At 59.5% G+C, this 17,350-nt stretch carries 13 protein-coding genes and 1 pseudogene; 10 read left to right on the forward strand and 4 right to left on the reverse strand.

The genetic code is table 11. The features are described 5' to 3' along the window. Positions 1 to 21: 21 nt before the first annotated feature. Positions 22 to 2,210: pseudogene (locus tag AC4ANK_RS10700) on the reverse strand (putative bifunctional diguanylate cyclase/phosphodiesterase). 70 nt (positions 2,211 to 2,280) lie between these two features. Next, a complete protein-coding gene (locus AC4ANK_RS10705; RefSeq protein WP_002552953.1) occupies positions 2,281 to 3,150 on the reverse strand; it encodes a LysR family transcriptional regulator in 870 nt (289 codons plus the stop codon). 145 nt (positions 3,151 to 3,295) lie between these two features. Here AC4ANK_RS10705 and leuC point away from each other — a divergent pair, with 145 nt between their 5' ends. The 9 genes from leuC to AC4ANK_RS10750 all read left to right on the forward strand — a co-directional run bounded on the left by leuC (position 3,296) and on the right by AC4ANK_RS10750 (position 13,308). Continuing rightward, positions 3,296 to 4,720 (forward strand): 3-isopropylmalate dehydratase large subunit, encoded by a 1,425-nt coding sequence (leuC, locus tag AC4ANK_RS10710; RefSeq protein WP_460382983.1) that lies wholly within the window; start codon positions 3,296 to 3,298, stop codon positions 4,718 to 4,720. A 10-nt stretch (positions 4,721 to 4,730) separates the two neighbouring features. After that, the gene (leuD, locus tag AC4ANK_RS10715; RefSeq protein ID WP_031594915.1) at positions 4,731 to 5,372 is read left to right on the forward strand and encodes a 3-isopropylmalate dehydratase small subunit; all 642 of its coding nucleotides are present in this window, start codon (positions 4,731 to 4,733) and stop codon (positions 5,370 to 5,372) included. 147 nt (positions 5,373 to 5,519) lie between these two features. Beyond that, the gene (leuB, locus tag AC4ANK_RS10720; RefSeq protein ID WP_002552956.1) at positions 5,520 to 6,602 is read left to right on the forward strand and encodes a 3-isopropylmalate dehydrogenase; all 1,083 of its coding nucleotides are present in this window, start codon (positions 5,520 to 5,522) and stop codon (positions 6,600 to 6,602) included. Between the two features lie 70 nt (positions 6,603 to 6,672). Beyond that, positions 6,673 to 7,785, forward strand: coding sequence for an aspartate-semialdehyde dehydrogenase (asd, locus tag AC4ANK_RS10725; protein WP_002552957.1), 1,113 nt, complete (start codon positions 6,673 to 6,675; stop codon positions 7,783 to 7,785). Positions 7,786 to 7,964: 179 nt separating this feature from the next. Further along, entirely contained in the window at positions 7,965 to 8,969 is a 1,005-nt protein-coding gene (locus tag AC4ANK_RS10730; RefSeq protein ID WP_002552958.1) for a 2-dehydro-3-deoxygalactonokinase, read from the forward strand. Position 8,970: 1 nt separating this feature from the next. Then, positions 8,971 to 9,606, forward strand: coding sequence for a 2-dehydro-3-deoxy-6-phosphogalactonate aldolase (locus AC4ANK_RS10735; RefSeq protein ID WP_002552959.1), 636 nt, complete (start codon positions 8,971 to 8,973; stop codon positions 9,604 to 9,606). A gap of 23 nt (positions 9,607 to 9,629) precedes the next feature. Beyond that, complete coding sequence (gene dgoD, locus AC4ANK_RS10740; protein ID WP_255872618.1) at positions 9,630 to 10,808, forward strand: galactonate dehydratase; 1,179 nt, start codon at positions 9,630 to 9,632, stop codon at positions 10,806 to 10,808. Between the two features lie 303 nt (positions 10,809 to 11,111). Beyond that, positions 11,112 to 12,422 carry an MFS transporter gene (locus AC4ANK_RS10745; RefSeq protein WP_460382979.1) on the forward strand — a complete coding sequence of 437 codons (1,311 nt, stop codon included), beginning with the start codon at positions 11,112 to 11,114 and terminating at the stop codon, positions 12,420 to 12,422. Positions 12,423 to 12,498: 76 nt separating this feature from the next. Beyond that, positions 12,499 to 13,308, forward strand: coding sequence for an IclR family transcriptional regulator (locus AC4ANK_RS10750; RefSeq protein WP_031594914.1), 810 nt, complete (start codon positions 12,499 to 12,501; stop codon positions 13,306 to 13,308). 11 nt (positions 13,309 to 13,319) lie between these two features. Here the strand turns inward: AC4ANK_RS10750 and AC4ANK_RS10755 are convergent, their stop codons facing one another. Then, positions 13,320 to 14,372, reverse strand: a complete 1,053-nt coding sequence (locus AC4ANK_RS10755; RefSeq protein WP_031594913.1) for an NAD(P)-dependent alcohol dehydrogenase — start codon at positions 14,370 to 14,372, stop codon at positions 13,320 to 13,322. Between the two features lie 179 nt (positions 14,373 to 14,551). Between AC4ANK_RS10755 and AC4ANK_RS10760 the strand changes: the two genes are divergently transcribed. Further along, complete coding sequence (locus tag AC4ANK_RS10760) at positions 14,552 to 15,445, forward strand: AraC family transcriptional regulator (protein ID WP_002552964.1); 894 nt, start codon at positions 14,552 to 14,554, stop codon at positions 15,443 to 15,445. A 47-nt stretch (positions 15,446 to 15,492) separates the two neighbouring features. On the opposite strand, the gene AC4ANK_RS10765 is transcribed toward AC4ANK_RS10760, so the two are convergent. Further along, a complete protein-coding gene (locus tag AC4ANK_RS10765; RefSeq protein ID WP_460382976.1) occupies positions 15,493 to 17,148 on the reverse strand; it encodes an electron transfer flavoprotein-ubiquinone oxidoreductase in 1,656 nt (551 codons plus the stop codon). Positions 17,149 to 17,350: the final 202 nt, after the last annotated feature.

Below are 17,350 nucleotides of genomic sequence, written 5' to 3' on the forward strand. Positions count from 1 at the left end.
CTTCGGGCGCCTTTTCTGTCTTCACTCCAGAGACGCAGTTTCCTGAAACTGCTGTTTTAGCAGCAGGTTCTCGAACTGCGGACCCGGCAGTGGTTCGCTGAACAGGTAGCCTTGATAGTTGTAACAGCCCACTCTTTCCAGGAACGCCAGTTGCTCCGGCGTTTCGACGCCTTCAGCGATGACGTTAAGGTTCAGGCTCTGAGCCATGGCCACGATGGCGCGGATGATTTCTGCGTCGTTGGGGTCGCTGGTGGCGTCCTGAACGAAGGACTGGTCAATCTTCAGCGTATCCACCGGCAAGCGCTTGAGGTAAGTCAGTGAGGAATAGCCGGTGCCGAAGTCATCCATCGCAAAACTCACGCCCAATTCCTTCAGGCTGAGCATTTTGAGGATGGTGTCGTCAAGGTTCTGGATGACGATGCCTTCAGTGATTTCCAGCTTGAGCATGGAGGCAGGTAATTGATGCTGCTTGAGGCTGTGTTGCACGCGCTCGATAAAGTCGTTCTGGCGGAACTGACGCGGACTTATATTGACGCCCATCAGGAATTTGTTTTTCGAGATCAGCCCCTGCTTTAAAAGCAGGCCTCCGGTTTTGCAGGCCTCGTCCAGAATATGGCTGCCGACCTCCAGAATCATCCCGCTTTCTTCAAGTATCTGGACAAACTGATCAGGTGACAGCAACCCGTATTCAGGGTGCTCCCAGCGCAGCAGTGCCTCTGCACCGGTAATGTACTGGTCCCGGCAATCGATCTGGGCCTGGAAGTGCAGCTGGAATTCGTTGCGGGTCAGCGCCAGTCGCAAGTCGTTTTCAAGACGCAGGCGCTGGCTGACGGCCTGCTGCATGGATACATGGAAAAACTGTGACGCATTGCGTCCGGAATCCTTGGCGCGATACAGCGCAATATCGGCCCGTTTGAGCAAATCGGCAGGGGCCAGGCCATCGTCCGGAATCAGAACGATGCCGATGCTCGGCGTAACCTGCAGGCGATGACCGTCGAGGAACATCGGTTCGGCCAGCAGCTCGCGAAGGTTGTCGGCCAGCACGCGGACCTGCTGAGTGACTTCATCACGGGTGCCGTCCAGCCCGCAGATCAGCACCACGAACTCGTCACCGCCCAGGCGGGCCACTGTGTCCTCCTGACGTACGCTGGCCTCCAGGCGCGCGGCGATGATGCTCAGCACGCTGTCGCCCACCGGGTGGCCAAGTGAGTCATTGATGTGCTTGAAATGGTCCAGGTCGAGAAACAGCAGGGCACCGCGCAGGTTCTGGTGCTGGAGCAGCGAGACTTGCTGGCTGAGGCGGTCCATCAACAGCGCGCGGTTGGGCAGCCCGGTGAGCGGGTCGTGATAAGCCAGATGCTGAACCTGTGCCTGGGCGGTTTTCAGCTGGCCGATGTCTCGGGCGTTCATCAGCAGGCAGGCGGTATTGTTCAGGGTGATGAACTCGACCGAGATGTCCAGCACCAGGGGCGCGCCGTGCTTGTCCTGACCATTCATTTCCCGATGATGCACGCGGCCTTTCTGGCGTAGTTCGTCAATCATGTATTCGCGCTGCACGGTGTCGGACCAGATACCGATTTCGTGGGCTGTGCGCCCCAGGACTTCCTGAGCGCTGAAGCCGGTCAGGCGACAGAAGCCGTCATTGACCTCTACATAGCGGCCTGACTCGATTTCAGTGATGGTGATCGAGTCCGGGCTTGAGTGAAATGCCTTGGCAAACTTCTCCTTGCTGGCCTCCAGCGCTGACTGGACGCACTGTTGAGTGATGTCCAGCACGGTTCCGGACAGCTTCACGGCCTGGCCATGTTCATTGCGATAGATTCGTGCACGGCTTTCAAGCAGGCGCGATGTGCCGTTTTGCAACTGGAAACGGTAGGTCACCTGCAGGCAATCCTGCCGGTTTTCCAGTGCCGCCGCATAAACTGCGCGCATGCGCCGTCGCTCTTCAGCGGGCAGGCTGCCGAAGAACTGCCGGCCATCCTCGTCGAAGGCAGTGCCGCCATGCCGTGCAGCGCAGACGCACGCGCCGAGGCTTGCAGCCGGTTGCCGGTGATGTCCAGATCCCAGGTGCCCATCTGCGCCAGTTCCAGCGCCAGTTCCAGACGGTCCCGGGTTTGCTGGAGGACGCGCTCCGCGCCTGTCAGCGGCAGACTTGGGGCGGCTGCCTGTGCAGGGGCTTTCAGCACGGAGTTATCCGGTGGGTTGGACATGTGATCACGAGCCTTTAATCGAAAGAACCGATAGAGCGATCAGTCTGCGGTTTGCAGCATGGTCTACCCACTATGTCTGCGCATCGAGCAGTTTCATGAATGCTCTTGCTGCATTCGATAGCGTGCGTTCGGTATGCAGGATGTAGCCTAGCTGGCGATTGAGTTGCACGCCCGGTAATGGAATGCGCGCCACTTGTTCATCGAGCATGGTGCGTGGCAGAACGCTCCAGGCAAGGCCGATGGAGACCATCATCTTGATGGTCTCCATATAATTGGTGCTCATCGCGATGTTGGGCTTGAGGCCCTGGGCTTCGCACAAGCCGCTGACAATGTGATGGGTAAACGTGTTACCGCCCGGAAATACTGCCGGATAGCGCACGACATCCTCCAGTTTCATGGGGCCGCTGTTGGCCAGCGGATGTTCCGGTGCCGCGACGAAGTCCAGCGGGTCGTCCCACACGGGCACGGCGCGGATCAGCGTATGCGGTTCGGGTGCGAGTGTAATGACTGCCAGTTCGGCGCGCCCGTGAAGAATTTCCTCATAGGCAATTTCCGAGTCCAGGAACTGAATGTCCAGTGCGACCTTTGGATAGGTCCGGGTAAACGCCCGTAATACCGGGGGCAGGCGATGCAGGCCAATATGGTGACTGGTCGCCAGAGTCAGCCGCCCGGTGACTTCGCCGGTCAGGTTGGTCAGCGCGCGGCGAGTGTCATCCAGAACGTTCAGAATCTGATAGGCACGTGGCAGCAGGGCGCGTCCGGCCTCGGTGAGGCTGACTTCCCGACCCAGGCGGTCGAACAGGCGCACATTCAATTGTTGCTCCAGACCGGCAATGCGCTTGCTGATGGCCGGTTGAGTCAGGTAGAGGCGTTCGCCTGCCCCGGAAAAGCTGCCGGTCTCGGCGATGGCAATAAAAGCATTAAGGTTGGCGAGATCCATGGTCGGATTCCATTTGGTTATCCAAAGTATGAAAATTATGGATTTGAGTTATTTAAGCATATTCCATAGGATGACCGCACAAGCCAAGGGGTCATCGTCACGATTGCCCAAGGCATAGAAACAAGCTGATGAGGAAGTACGTCCGATGGCCGGGAAAACGCTCTACGACAAGCTCTGGGATTCGCATTTGGTCAAGCAGCGCGACGACGGGTCGGCGCTGATCTACATTGACCGCCATATCATCCACGAAGTGACCTCGCCGCAAGCATTTGAAGGCCTGCGGCTGGCAAAGCGCAAGCCATGGCGGATCGACTCGATCATCGCCACGCCTGACCATAACGTGCCGACCACATCGGAACGCAAGGGGGGGATCGACGCCATTGAAGATCAGGTGTCGCGGCTGCAGGTGCAGACCCTCGATGACAACTGCGACGAGTACGGCATTACCGAATTCAAGATGAACGATCCGCGTCAGGGCATCGTTCACGTGATCGGCCCGGAGCAGGGCGCAACCCTGCCAGGCATGAGCGTGGTCTGCGGTGACTCGCACACCTCGACCCACGGCGCATTTGGTGCGCTGGCGCACGGTATCGGCACTTCCGAGGTCGAGCACGTGCTCGCGACTCAGTGCCTGGTTGCCAAGAAAATGAAAAACATGCTGGTCTCGGTCGAAGGGCAACTGCCGTTCGGTGTGACAGCAAAGGACATCGTGCTGGCCGTGATCGGCAAGATCGGTACGGCAGGAGGTAACGGTTACGCCATCGAGTTCGCTGGCAGCGCGATTCGCGACCTGTCGATCGAAGGCCGCATGACTATCTGCAACATGTCCATCGAAGCCGGTGCCCGGGTCGGCATGGTTGCCACCGACGAGAAGACCGTCGAGTACGTCAAGGGTCGTCCGTTTGCTCCTAAAGGTGCGGAATGGGACCTGGCAGTCGAGGCCTGGAAGGATCTGGTTTCCGACGCTGATGCTGTATTCGACACCGTGGTCAGGCTGGACGCTGCGCAGATCAAGCCACAGGTCAGCTGGGGCACTTCGCCGGAAATGGTGCTTGCCGTCGATCAGAACGTGCCGGACCCTGCGCAAGAGCCGGCTCTGGTCAAGCGTGGCTCCATCGAGCGCGCCTTGAAGTACATGGGCCTGAAAGCCAATCAGCCGATCACCGATATCCAGCTGGACCGGGTATTCATCGGTTCCTGCACCAACTCGCGGATCGAAGACCTGCGCGCGGCTGCCGACGTCGCCAAGGGCCGCAAGGTGGCTGCGACCATCAAGCAGGCCATCGTGGTGCCGGGTTCGGGCCTGATCAAGGAACAAGCCGAGAAGGAAGGGCTGGACAAAGTGTTCATCGAAGCCGGTTTTGAATGGCGTGAGCCGGGCTGCTCGATGTGCCTGGCGATGAACCCGGACCGCTTGGGTTCCGGCGAGCATTGCGCATCCACGTCCAACCGCAACTTCGAAGGCCGTCAGGGCGCTGGCGGCCGCACGCATCTGGTAAGCCCTGCGATGGCTGCCGCGGCGGCGGTCAATGGCCGTTTCATTGACGTTCGCGACTTGATCCAGCTCTGAGGAATCCAGCATGAAAGCCTTTACCCAACACAATGGCCTGGTTGCTCCTCTGGATCGTGCCAATGTCGACACCGACCAGATCATCCCCAAGCAGTTTCTCAAGTCGATCAAGCGTACGGGTTTTGGCCCGAACCTGTTCGATGAGTGGCGTTATCTGGACGTGGGCCAGCCATATCAGGACAACTCCAAGCGTCCGCTGAACCATGACTTCGTGCTCAACCATGAGCGTTACCAGGGTGCAAGCGTACTGCTGGCCCGGGAAAACTTCGGTTGTGGCTCCAGTCGCGAGCATGCGCCGTGGGCACTGGAAGAGTATGGTTTCTGCGCGATTATTGCGCCGAGCTACGCGGACATTTTCTTCAACAACAGCTTCAAGAACGGCCTGTTGCCGATCATTCTGTCTGAATCCGAGGTGGACGAGCTGTTCAAGCAGGTCGAGGCCAGCCCCGGCTACCAGTTGAGCATTGATCTGCAGGCGCAGACCGTGACCCGTCCCGACGGCAAGGTGCTGAGCTTTGAAATCGATGCGTTCCGCAAACATTGCCTGCTCAACGGCCTGGACGACATCGGCCTGACGCTGATGGACGCTGACGCCATTGCCAGTTTCGAAAGCAGGCATCGCGCCAGTCAGCCGTGGCTGTTCCGCGACTGATTGATTCATCGCAACCTGTCTGTTTGCCAGCAAGGGGCCCTGCGCCTTGCTGGCAAAAGTGTTTAAGACAGGTGATAAATTTTTCGCCGCTGCGAGCGTTATAAACAGGCGTTGTTCACGACGCCGATGCACAAAATCGAGGATGTTATGAGCAAGCAGATTCTGATTCTCCCAGGTGATGGTATTGGTCCGGAAATCATGACCGAAGCGGTCAAGGTGCTGGAACTGGCCAACGAAAAGTATCAGCTGGGCTTTGAATTGACCCACGACGTGATCGGCGGCGCAGCCATCGACAAACACGGCGTGCCGCTGGCAGACGAGACCCTGGATCGCGCCCGTGCGGCCCATGCCGTACTGCTGGGCGCAGTCGGCGGCCCGAAATGGGACACCATCGAGCGCGACATTCGTCCTGAACGCGGTCTGCTGAAAATTCGTTCGCAACTGGGCCTGTTCGGTAACCTGCGTCCGGCGATCCTTTACCCGCAACTGGCGGATGCGTCGAGCCTCAAGCCGGAAATCGTTGCCGGTCTGGACATCCTGATCGTCCGCGAACTGACCGGTGGCATCTACTTCGGCGCGCCACGCGGCACTCGCGTATTGGATAATGGCGAGCGTCAGGCCTACGACACGCTGCCGTACAGCGAAAGCGAGATCCGCCGCATCGCCAAGGTCGGTTTCGACATGGCCATGGTGCGTGGCAAAAAGCTCTGCTCGGTAGACAAGGCCAACGTGCTAGCGTCCAGCCAGCTGTGGCGCGAAATCGTCGAGCAGGTGGCCAAGGATTACCCTGAAGTCGAACTCAGCCACATGTATGTCGATAACGCCGCCATGCAGCTGGTTCGTGCGCCCAAGCAGTTCGATGTAATCGTGACCGACAACCTGTTCGGCGACATTCTGTCCGATCAGGCGTCGATGCTCACCGGTTCCATCGGCATGCTGCCGTCGGCTTCGCTGGACACCGCTAACAAGGGCATGTACGAGCCTTGTCATGGTTCGGCGCCGGACATCGCCGGCAAAGGCATTGCCAACCCGCTGGCGACCATTCTGTCGGTGTCGATGATGCTGCGTTACAGCTTCAACCTGACCGACGCGGCTGACGCCATCGAGAAGGCGGTCAGCGTGGTACTGGATCAGGGTATTCGCACCGGCGACATCTGGTCGGAAGGCAAAGTCAAAGTTGGTGCGCAGGAAATGGGCGATGCAGTAGTCGCCGCGCTGCGGAATCTGTAATCTCTCTGGCCCGCCGCCTGCTGTGCATGCGCAGAGCGGTGGTCCCACTTTTATTCAAGGTGTAGTTGCGATGAAACGTGTAGGTCTGATCGGTTGGCGCGGCATGGTCGGTTCCGTGCTCATGCAGCGGATGCGGGAAGAGCAGGACTTCGATCTCATTGAGCCGGTGTTTTTCACTACTTCCAATGTCGGTGGCCAGGCGCCTTCGGTGGGCAAGGATGTTGCGCCACTGAAAGACGCCTACAGCATCGACGAGCTGAAAACCCTGGACGTAGTGCTGACCTGTCAGGGTGGCGACTACACCAATGAGGTGTTCCCCAAGCTGCGCGAAGCCGGCTGGCAGGGTTACTGGATCGATGCCGCCTCCAGTCTGCGCATGCAGGATGACGCCGTTATCGTGCTCGACCCTGTGAACCGCAAGGTCATCGACCAGCAACTGGACGCGGGCACCAAAAACTATATCGGCGGCAACTGCACGGTCAGCCTGATGCTGATGGGCCTGGGCGGTCTGTTCGACGCCGGGCTGGTCGAGTGGATGAACGTCATGACCTATCAGGCGGCCTCCGGAGCCGGCGCGCAGAACATGCGCGAGCTGATCAGGCAGATGGGCGCGGTGCATGCCTCGGTGGCCGATGATCTGGCCAACCCGGCCAGCGCCATTCTGGATATCGACCGCAAGGTGGCTGAAGCCATGCGCAGCGAGTCATTCCCTACCGAGAACTTCGGTGTGCCACTGGCGGGCAGCCTGATCCCGTGGATCGACAAGGCGCTGCCAAACGGCCAGAGCCGCGAAGAGTGGAAAGGCCAGGCCGAGACCAACAAGATCCTCGGTCGCTTCAAGAGCCCGATCCCGGTGGACGGCATCTGCGTGCGCATCGGCGCCATGCGCTGCCACAGTCAGGCGCTGACCATCAAGCTCAACAAGGATGTGCCGATTGCGGACATCGAAGGGTTGATCAGCCAGCACAACCCGTGGGTCAAGCTGGTGCCGAACAATCGCGAAGCCAGCATGCATGAGCTGAGCCCGACGGCGGTGACCGGGACCATGAGCATTCCCGTGGGGCGTTTGCGCAAACTGAACATGGGTTCGCAGTACCTGGGCGCTTTTACCGTGGGTGACCAGCTGTTGTGGGGCGCTGCGGAGCCGCTGCGTCGCATGCTGAGAATCCTGCTGGAGCGTTGAGGCTCGGTTTTACAGCAAACCCGCTTTCCGAGAGGAAGGCGGGTTTTTTAGTGCCTGATACTTTTGATTGACTGTCTTTTTTCCCTATATATGGGATTGAAATTTACATATTGAGATAAATGTAACAACGGGTTTATAGTCGTCCTGCACTCACTTCCAAAAAAACAACAGGTGACGCAATGCAGGCGCAATTGATCGCGCTCGATTGGGGGACAACCTCACTTCGTGCTTATCGACTTGGCGAACATGGCCAGGTACTGGAACAGCGCGCATTGAGCGCGGGCATCATGCAGTTGCCGACCACGCCGCGGCTGATCGCGGGGCAGTTCTGCAGTGACGGTTTCGAACTGGCCTTTGACCAGGCGTGCGGCGACTGGCTCGATGCCCAACCGGACCTGCCGGTGATTGCCTGTGGCATGGTCGGCAGCGCACAGGGCTGGCGCGAGGCGGCTTACCGGGAAACGCCGGCCAGCGTCAATGAGCTGAGCGCAGCGCTGCAGACGGTGCGCAGCGTGCGCGGCGTGACGGTGCACATCATCCCCGGCGTCCTGCAACGCTCGACCCTGCCCAACGTCATGCGTGGCGAAGAAACCCAGGTGCTGGGTGTGCTGGCCGGCCTGGACGCCGGGCAGAGCAGCCAGCAGCTGCTGATCGGTCTGCCCGGCAGCCACTCCAAATGGGTGCAGGTAGAACGGGGTCGCATTGTTCACTTCGACACCTTCATGACCGGCGAGGTCTACGCCGCGCTCTGCGCGCACACTATTCTGGGACGCACCATGCAGCCTTCGGAGGCGTTCGACGAGCAGGCGTTTGACCGCGGCTTGTCGATTGCCCTGTCCGACGCGGGCTCTGCGGGGCCGCTGTCGACGATTTTCAGCACGCGAACGCTCGGCCTGACCGGGCAATTGGCTGCCAGTGCGCAACCTGACTATCTTTCCGGCCTGTTGATTGGCCATGAACTGGGCGCCATCGCCAGGCTGCATCTGCACAACCACGAACAATTGCCTGCGGTGATCCTCATCGGCAGCGATTCGCTGTGCACGCGCTATGCACGCGGGCTGGCCGTTTGTGGCTTTCCCGGGGTGACATTGGCCGAGCAGGCGACCGAGCGCGGCCTCTGGCAGGTCGCCGTTCAAGCCGGTCTGATCGCGCGCCGCTCGTCCCAACACATTCGAGAGGTTTGACATGCTCAAGCAAGCATTGAAGGAAAACGGTCTGGTCGCAATCCTGCGCGGCCTGCGTCCCGAGGAAGCGCCTGCGATTGGCGATGTGTTGTACGAGGCCGGGTTTCGAGTCATCGAGGTGCCGCTCAACTCTCCACAGCCGTTCGACAGCATCCGTTTGTTGCGCCAGCAACTGCCAGCCGATTGCCTGATCGGTGCGGGAACGGTGCTGACCCCGGAGCAGGTGACTCAGGTCAAGGATGCCGGAGGGCAGGTGATTGTCATGCCGCACAGCGACGCCAAGGTGTTGCGTGCAGCCAAGGCTGCCGGGCTGTTCCTCTCACCGGGCGTGGCGACGCCGACCGAAGCCTTTGCCGCGCTGGCCGAAGGGGCTGATGTGCTGAAGCTGTTTCCTGCCGAGCAGATGTCGCCCGCGGTGGTCAAGGCGTGGCTGGCGGTATTGCCCAAGGGCACGATTCTGCTGCCGGTCGGGGGGATCTCGCCGGACAACATGAAGGTGTTCCTTGACGCAGGTGTGAAAGGCTTCGGCCTGGGCTCCGGGCTGTTCAAGCCAGGCATGAGCGTCGCCGACGTTACTGAGCGCGCCCAAGCCTATGTGGCTGCCTGGAAGCAGCACAGCGCAGCGCTTGCAGACTGACCGGCTCCGGTAGTCGTTATCCAATAAGAGAATCAACAAGAGAAACCGCACCCATGAAAATCACCAAACTCACCACGTTCATCGTTCCGCCGCGCTGGTGCTTCCTCAAGGTCGAGACCGACGAGGGCGTTGTCGGCTGGGGCGAGCCAGTGGTCGAAGGCCGCGCGCACACCGTGGCCGCTGCTGTGGAAGAACTCTCCGATTACCTGATCGGCAAGGACCCGCGCAACATCGAAGACATCTGGACGGTGCTGTACCGCGGCGGCTTCTACCGGGGTGGGGCGATCCACATGAGCGCTCTGGCAGGCATCGATCAGGCGTTGTGGGACATCAAGGGCAAGGCTCTGGGCGTTTCCGTCAGTGACCTGCTCGGTGGTCAGGTGCGTGACAAGATTCGTGTCTATTCGTGGATCGGTGGTGATCGTCCTGCCGACACGGCGCGGGCTGCGAAAGAAGCGGTCGGACGTGGTTTTACTGCGGTGAAAATGAACGGCACCGAAGAGCTGCAATTTCTCGATACCTTCGACAAGGTCGACCTGGCGCTGGCCAACGTTGCGGCCGTGCGCGATGCGGTCGGGCCGAATGTCGGTATCGGTGTGGACTTCCATGGCCGGGTGCACAAGCCCATGGCCAAGGTGCTGATGAAGGAGCTGGACGCCTACAAGCTGATGTTCATCGAAGAGCCGGTGCTCAGCGAGAATTATGAAGCACTGAAGGAACTGGCACCGTTGACCAGCACGCCGATTGCCCTGGGTGAACGGCTGTTCTCACGCTGGGACTTCAAGCGCGTGTTGAGCGAAGGTTATGTCGACATTATCCAGCCTGATGCGTCCCACGCCGGTGGCATCACCGAAACCCGCAAGATCGCCAACATGGCCGAAGCCTACGACGTCGCGCTGGCGCTGCACTGTCCGCTCGGACCTATCGCGCTGGCGGCGTGCCTGCAACTGGATGCGGTTTGTTACAACGCCTTCATTCAGGAACAGAGCCTGGGCATTCACTACAACGAAAGCAACGACCTGCTCGATTACGTGAAGCACCCGGAAGTCTTCGATTACGACAAAGGCATGGTCAAGATCCCCAACGGGCCGGGCCTGGGCATCGAGATCAACGAAGAATATGTCATCGAACGCGCGGCCATCGGCCACCGCTGGCGCAACCCGATCTGGCGCCATGCCGATGGCAGTTTTGCCGAGTGGTAGAGCACAGTAAATCCCCGTAACCATCGCTCCCACGCTCTGCACTCAGCGTTATACATAAGTCCTGAGAAGCCCGTAGATCGGGCTTCTGCCCGGAGGGCGTGGGAGCGAACCTGTTCGCGAAGAAGGTAGTTCAGCCGATGCGTTTTTGGGGAATGCACTGGCCCTTTCGCGAACAAGTTCGCTCCCACGGCCTTCAGCCAGAATCAAAAGCGGATTTGTATAGCACTGAGCGCGGGAGCGTGGGAACGAGAGCTCGCCAATCGAAACACAGACCTCAATAAATCCAACAAGAGGCTACATTCCATGCGCACTCGAACTCTTGAGGGTGCGGCATCCCTGGTGACGCCGTCCCGCAAACGTTTCTTCATCATGGTGCTGCTGTTCATTACGGTGGTGATCAACTACCTGGACCGCAGCAACCTGTCGATTGCCGCTCCGGCGCTGACCGCCGAGCTGGGGCTTGATACGGTTCACATCGGGCTGATCTTCTCCGCGTTCGGCTGGACCTATGCCGCCATGCAATTACCTGGTGGCTGGCTGGTGGACCGTGTGCCGCCGCGTATCCATTACACCGCGGCGCTGCTGCTGTGGTCCATCGCGACCATCATGCTTGGTTTTGCCGCCAGCTTTATTGCGCTGTTCGTACTGCGCATGGCGGTCGGTGCGCTGGAAGCACCTGCCTATCCGATCAACAGCCGTGTCGTGACCACCTGGTTTCCCGAGCGCGAGCGGGCCACTGCCATTGGCGTCTATACCTCGGGGCAGTTCGTCGGCCTGGCGTTTCTGACCCCGGTGCTGGCCTGGTTGCAGGCGCACTACGGCTGGCACATGGTATTTGTCGCTACCGGTGGCGTCGGCGTGTTGTGGGCGCTGATCTGGTACACGGTGTATCGCGAGCCGCGTGACTTCAAAGGCGTCAATCAGCAGGAAATCGACCTGATCAAAGAGGGCGGCGGTCTGGTAGACATCCAGAAGGATGTCGAAAAGCAGAAGCAGGGTTTCAGCTGGCTGGACCTGGGTATTGTGTTGAGTAAGCGCAAGCTGTGGGGGATCTATCTGGGGCAGTTCTGCCTGAACTCCACGCTATGGTTCTTCCTGACCTGGTTCCCGACCTATTTGGTGAAATATCGCGGCATGGATTTCATCAAGTCCGGGCTGCTGGCGTCGTTGCCGTTTCTCGCGGCGTTTGTCGGCGTGCTGTGTTCGGGGTTCTTTTCCGACTGGCTGATCCGTCGCGGGCATAGCGTAGGCTTTGCGCGCAAGTTGCCAATCATTGCCGGGCTGCTGATCTCGACCTCGATCATCGGTGCCAACTTCGTTGACTCCACCCCGTTGGTCATCACCTTTCTGGCGCTGGCATTCTTCGGCAACGGTCTGGCGTCGATCACCTGGTCGCTGGTATCGACCCTGGCCCCGGCGCGCTTGCTGGGCCTGACTGGCGGCACGTTCAACTTCATCGGCAACCTCGCCGCCATCGCCACGCCGATCGTGATCGGCTTTCTGGCAACGGGTGACTCGTTTGCGCCGGCCATCACTTACATTTCGGTACTGGCATTGCTGGGCGCGCTGTCTTACATCCTGCTGGTAGGCAAAGTAGAGCGTATCGAGCTCTGATGTCGACGTATCTGGATGCTGGCGGCGATAATGCCGTCAGCTTTTCGATCCGCCCCTTTTATGAAAATGGCCTGTCATGCACAACGATTCGATCATCCCTGAAAAAATTACCGGCAAAGAACCGGCGCCGACAGGGACCCAGACTCTGCTGCGCGGGCTTGGCGTGGTGCAGGCGGTGGCCGGTGGTGCACGGGACCTGAAGGAAATCGCCCGGCTGATCGGTACCACGCGCAGCACCACTCACCGTCTGGCCAGTTGCCTGGTCGAAGAGCGCTACCTTCGGGTGGTGCCTCAAGTGGGTTATCTGCTCGGGCCGAAACTTATCGAGCTGGGGTTTCAGGCGCGCGAAGAAGTGCCACTGGCAATTCTCGCCCGGCCATATCTGGATCGGCTGTCGGAGCTGACGGGCGATACGGTGCATCTGGCGGTGCGGGAAGGGGACGACGTGCTTTATCTGCACAAGAACCCTGGTCGCAATGGCCCGGAAATGCGCTCGCGGGTCGGGCATCGCATGCCGCTGGTGCGAACCGGTATCGGCAAGGCGTTGCTGCTGGGCAGCGGGTTGCCGGAGTGGCAGCGCTTGTATGACGCTAGCATGCCGAGCAGTGGCAGGAATCCGCTATGGCCTGCTCATGAGCAGCAAACCTGGGAGCAGTTGCAGGCGCGAAGGGAAGAATACGTGCAGGGAGGGTATGCGTTCGATCTGGAGGACAACGAACCGTCGATCCGTTGCGTTGCAGCGCCGGTACGTGATGCCAGCAAACAGATTGTTGCCGGCATCAGTGTCGCCAGTACCGTGCCCTACATGCCGCTGGAGAAGATGGCCGAGCTGGTTCCGCTGATCAAGCAGATAGCAGCGGAACTCTCGGCCGATCTCGGCGGCTGATTCGCAGTGAATCAGGCCTGCAGCGTGGCCATGTCGATCACGAAGCGGTATTTCACGTCACCGGCCAGCATGCGCTCGTAGGCTTCGTTGATGTTGCGGATATCGAGCATTTCGATGTCGCAGGTGATGTCGTTCTCGGCGCAGAAATCCAGTACTTCCTGAGTTTCTGCGATGCCGCCGATCAGCGATCCGGCCAATACGCGACGGCTCATCACCAGGTGGGCTGCATGGACTGGCGGCTCGACCGGCTCGATCAGACCGACCAGAATGTGCACGCCGTCAAAACGCAGCGTTTCCAGGTAGGGGTTCAGGTCATGCTGGACCGGAATGGTGTCGAGCAGGAAGTCGAAATGACCGGCAGCGGCTTTCATCTGTTCAGCGTCGGTGGAAACGATCACATGATCTGCACCCTGACGACGTGCTTCCTGAGCCTTGGCTGCGGAGCGGGTGAACAGGGTCACTTCAGCGCCCATTGCCTTGGCGAACTTGATGCCCATGTGGCCCAGACCACCCATGCCCAGAATGCCGACCTTGTCGCCAGCCTTTACACCGTAGTGCTTGAGCGGCGAATAAGTGGTGATGCCTGCGCAAAGGATTGGCGCAGCAGCGGCCGGGTCGAGTTTCTCTGGAATGCGCACAACGAAATGCTCGGCGACCACGATGCTGTTGGAGTAGCCACCCATGGTGTTGCTGCCGTCCACGCGGTCAGGCGTGGCGTAGGTCATGGTCGGACCTTCCAGGCAATACTGCTCGAGATCCGATTTACAGGCCGAGCACTCGCGGCACGAGTCGACCATGCAGCCAACACCGACCAGATCGCCGACCTTGTATTTGCTGGCGTTGGCACCAGTGGCGGTCACGCGACCGACAATTTCATGGCCAGGCATCAGCGGGTAGACGGCGATGCCCCATTCGTTGCGCGCCTGGTGAATGTCGGAGTGGCAGACGCCGCAGTAGAGGATTTCGATGGCAACGTCGTCGGCACGCGGAGCGCGACGTTCGAAGGTCATCGGGGCGAGGGGGGCGGTAGCGGACTGTGCGGCATAACCGATAGCTGTGTACATGTTTGACCTCGCAAGGTGTTACGGAATAGAGGCGGTCAATTGTCCTGATATGCGTCCCGCACGGCTATGGTGAATCCTACGTGTTTCATGCCTATTCCTCCGACCTGGCGTTTCAGGGTCGGCTATGAAGCGCAAATCTGCGATGATAGAGCTGTCTGTTTCTCTGTCAGGCTGTTCCCATGACGTTACCTGTTGTTATTGATGGCAATGCCACGCTTGTCTCCTTGATCCAGCCGCTGGCAGTGCGTCCCGGCTTTGTGGCGACGCATTTGCCCGAGGTTCGTGTGCTTTCGGCGTTCGGCTATGTCGCCAGCAGCCCGCAGATTTACGAGCCGAGCCTGATGATTGTCGTGCAAGGCAGCAAGGTCGCCTGCCTGGGGCCGCGTACGTTTGAGTATGGCACCGGGCATTACCTGATTCAGGCGCTTTCTGTGCCGTTCAAATGTGAGACCTTCGCCACCCCGGACAAGCCGCTGTATGGCGTGTCGGTAGCCATCGACCGCGTGCTGCTTGGCGAGTTGGTGCAAGCGATGGGCCCGGCCAGCGGCCAGGAAAGCCAGATGCAGACTCCGGAGTCGATGACCTCGGTACGTATCGACTCTGCGATGCGTGACAGCGTCGAACGCCTGCTGCGTTGTCTGCACGATTCGCTGGAGTGTCAGGCGATGGGGCAATCAAGGATTCGCGAGGTGCTGTACAGCGCGCTGCGTGGACCGCAATCAGGGGTATTGCGTGCGCTGGTCGAACAGCAGGGGCAATTCGCACGGATTGCCTCGGCGGTAACCTATCTGCATGAGCACTATGATCACGCGCTTAACGTCGACACGCTGGCCAGTTGCGCAAACATGAGTACCTCGACCTTTCACGAGCACTTCAAACGCAGCACCCTGTTGTCACCGGTGCAGTACCTCAAACGTCTGCGCCTGCTCAAGGCCCAGCAATTGCTGGTGGCCGACGGGCTGAATGTGTCGCAGGTCGCGCTCAGGGTGGGCTATCAGAGTGCGTCGCAGTTCAGCCGTGAATACAAGCGCTACTTTGAACGCAGTCCGGGAGAAGAGGGCTGTAGGGTTTAGCGGCAAGCTACAAGCGGCAAGATCAGGGCCTGTAGCTTGCCGCCGCCTTACATGTTCGGGTATGTCGGCCCGCCAGCGCCTTCCGGTGCAACCCAGATAATGTTCTGCGAAGGGTCCTTGATGTCGCAGGTCTTGCAGTGCACGCAGTTCTGCGCGTTGATCTGAAAGCGCTTTTCGCCATCTTCTTTAGTGATGACTTCATACACGCCAGCCGGGCAATAGCGCTGTGCCGGTTCGTCGTACAGCGGCAGGTTCTTGCTGATCGGGATGCTCGGATCGGTCAGCTTCAGGTGGCAGGGTTGTTCCTCTTCATGGTTGGTGCTGGAGAGGAATACCGAACTGAGCTTGTCGAAGCTGAGCTTGCCGTCGGGTTTCGGGTAATCGATTTTCTTTGAGTCCGCTGCCAGCTTGAGGCAGGCGTAGTCCGGCGTGGTGTCGTGCAGCGTGAACGGCAGCTTGCCACCGAAAATGTTCTGATCGATGAAGTTGAAGGCACCACCCTTGATAGCGCCGTATTTGTGGATCGCCACGCCAAAGTTGCGGCTGGCGAACAGCTCTGCATGCAGCCAGCTGGCCTTGAAGGCATCGACGTAGGAGGTCAGCACGTCGCCGCCTTCCTTGCCGGCGAACAGGGCATCTGCCACCGAATCGGCTGCGAGCATGCCGGACTTCATTGCCGTGTGGCTGCCCTTGATCTTGGCGAAGTTCAGGGTGCCCAGGTCGCAACCGATCAACGCGCCGCCAGGGAATACCATCTTCGGCAGCGAGTTCAGGCCGCCCTTGGCAATGGCGCGTGCGCCGTAGCTGATGCGTTTGCCGCCTTCAAGGTACTGCTTGATGACCGGGTGGTGCTTGTAGCGCTGGAATTCGTCGAACGGCGACAGGTACGGGTTGCTGTATGACAGGTCGACGATCAGGCCGACTACCACCTGATTGTTCTCCAGGTGGTACAGGAACGAGCCGCCCGGATTGGCATCGTCCAGCGGCCAGCCTGCGGTGTGCACCACCAGGCCCTGTTCATGCTTCGCCGGGTCGACTTCCCAGATTTCCTTCAGGCCGATGGCGTAATGCTGTACATCGGCTTCGTCATCGAGATTGAAGCGCTTGAGCAATTGCTTGCCGATGTGACCGCGGCAGCCTTCGGCGAACAGCGTGTACTTGGCGCGCAGTTCCATGCCGGGGGTGTACAGGCCTTCCTTGGGGTTGCCTTCGCGGTCGACACCCAGATCGCCGGTGACGATACCGCGCACCACGCCGTTTTCGTCGAACAGTGCTTCCTGAGCGGCAAAGCCCGGGTAGATTTCCACACCAAGGTTTTCAGCCTGCTGGGCGAGCCAGCGGCACAGATTGCCCAGGGATATGATGTAGTTGCCCTGGTTGTGCATGGTTTTGGGGACGAAAAAGTCCGGAATTTTCTGCGCCTTTTCGGCGTCGCGCAGGACGTAGATGTCATCACGCTTGACGGGTGTATTGAGCGGAGCGCCCAATTCCTGCCAGTTTGGAAACAGCTCGTTCAGTGCGCGCGGTTCAAACACGGCACCGGACAGAATGTGTGCGCCGACTTCGGAGCCTTTTTCCACCACGCAGACGCTGATTTCCTGCCCGGCTTCAGTGGCCTTCTGTTTAAGGCGGCAAGCGGCAGAAAGCCCGGAAGGGCCGGCTCCGACGATGACGACGTCGAATTCCATGTATTCGCGTTCCACAGGCTATCTCCTACTTTCAAGGCTCACGGTATTTTTATGGGCGCTGCTTTATGAGTCGCTGCAGGCCGACACAGGAGGTGTTGGGCACCACCCGTCTTTTAATGGCACGCATTATATCTACACCACTGCATGGGTCCAATACAAACGTTTGTTTGAATTGCCCGCAGCCCAGATAAATCAAAGACACCGGACTCGGAACTGG

Source organism: Pseudomonas sp. Pmew2, from assembly GCF_058129885.1.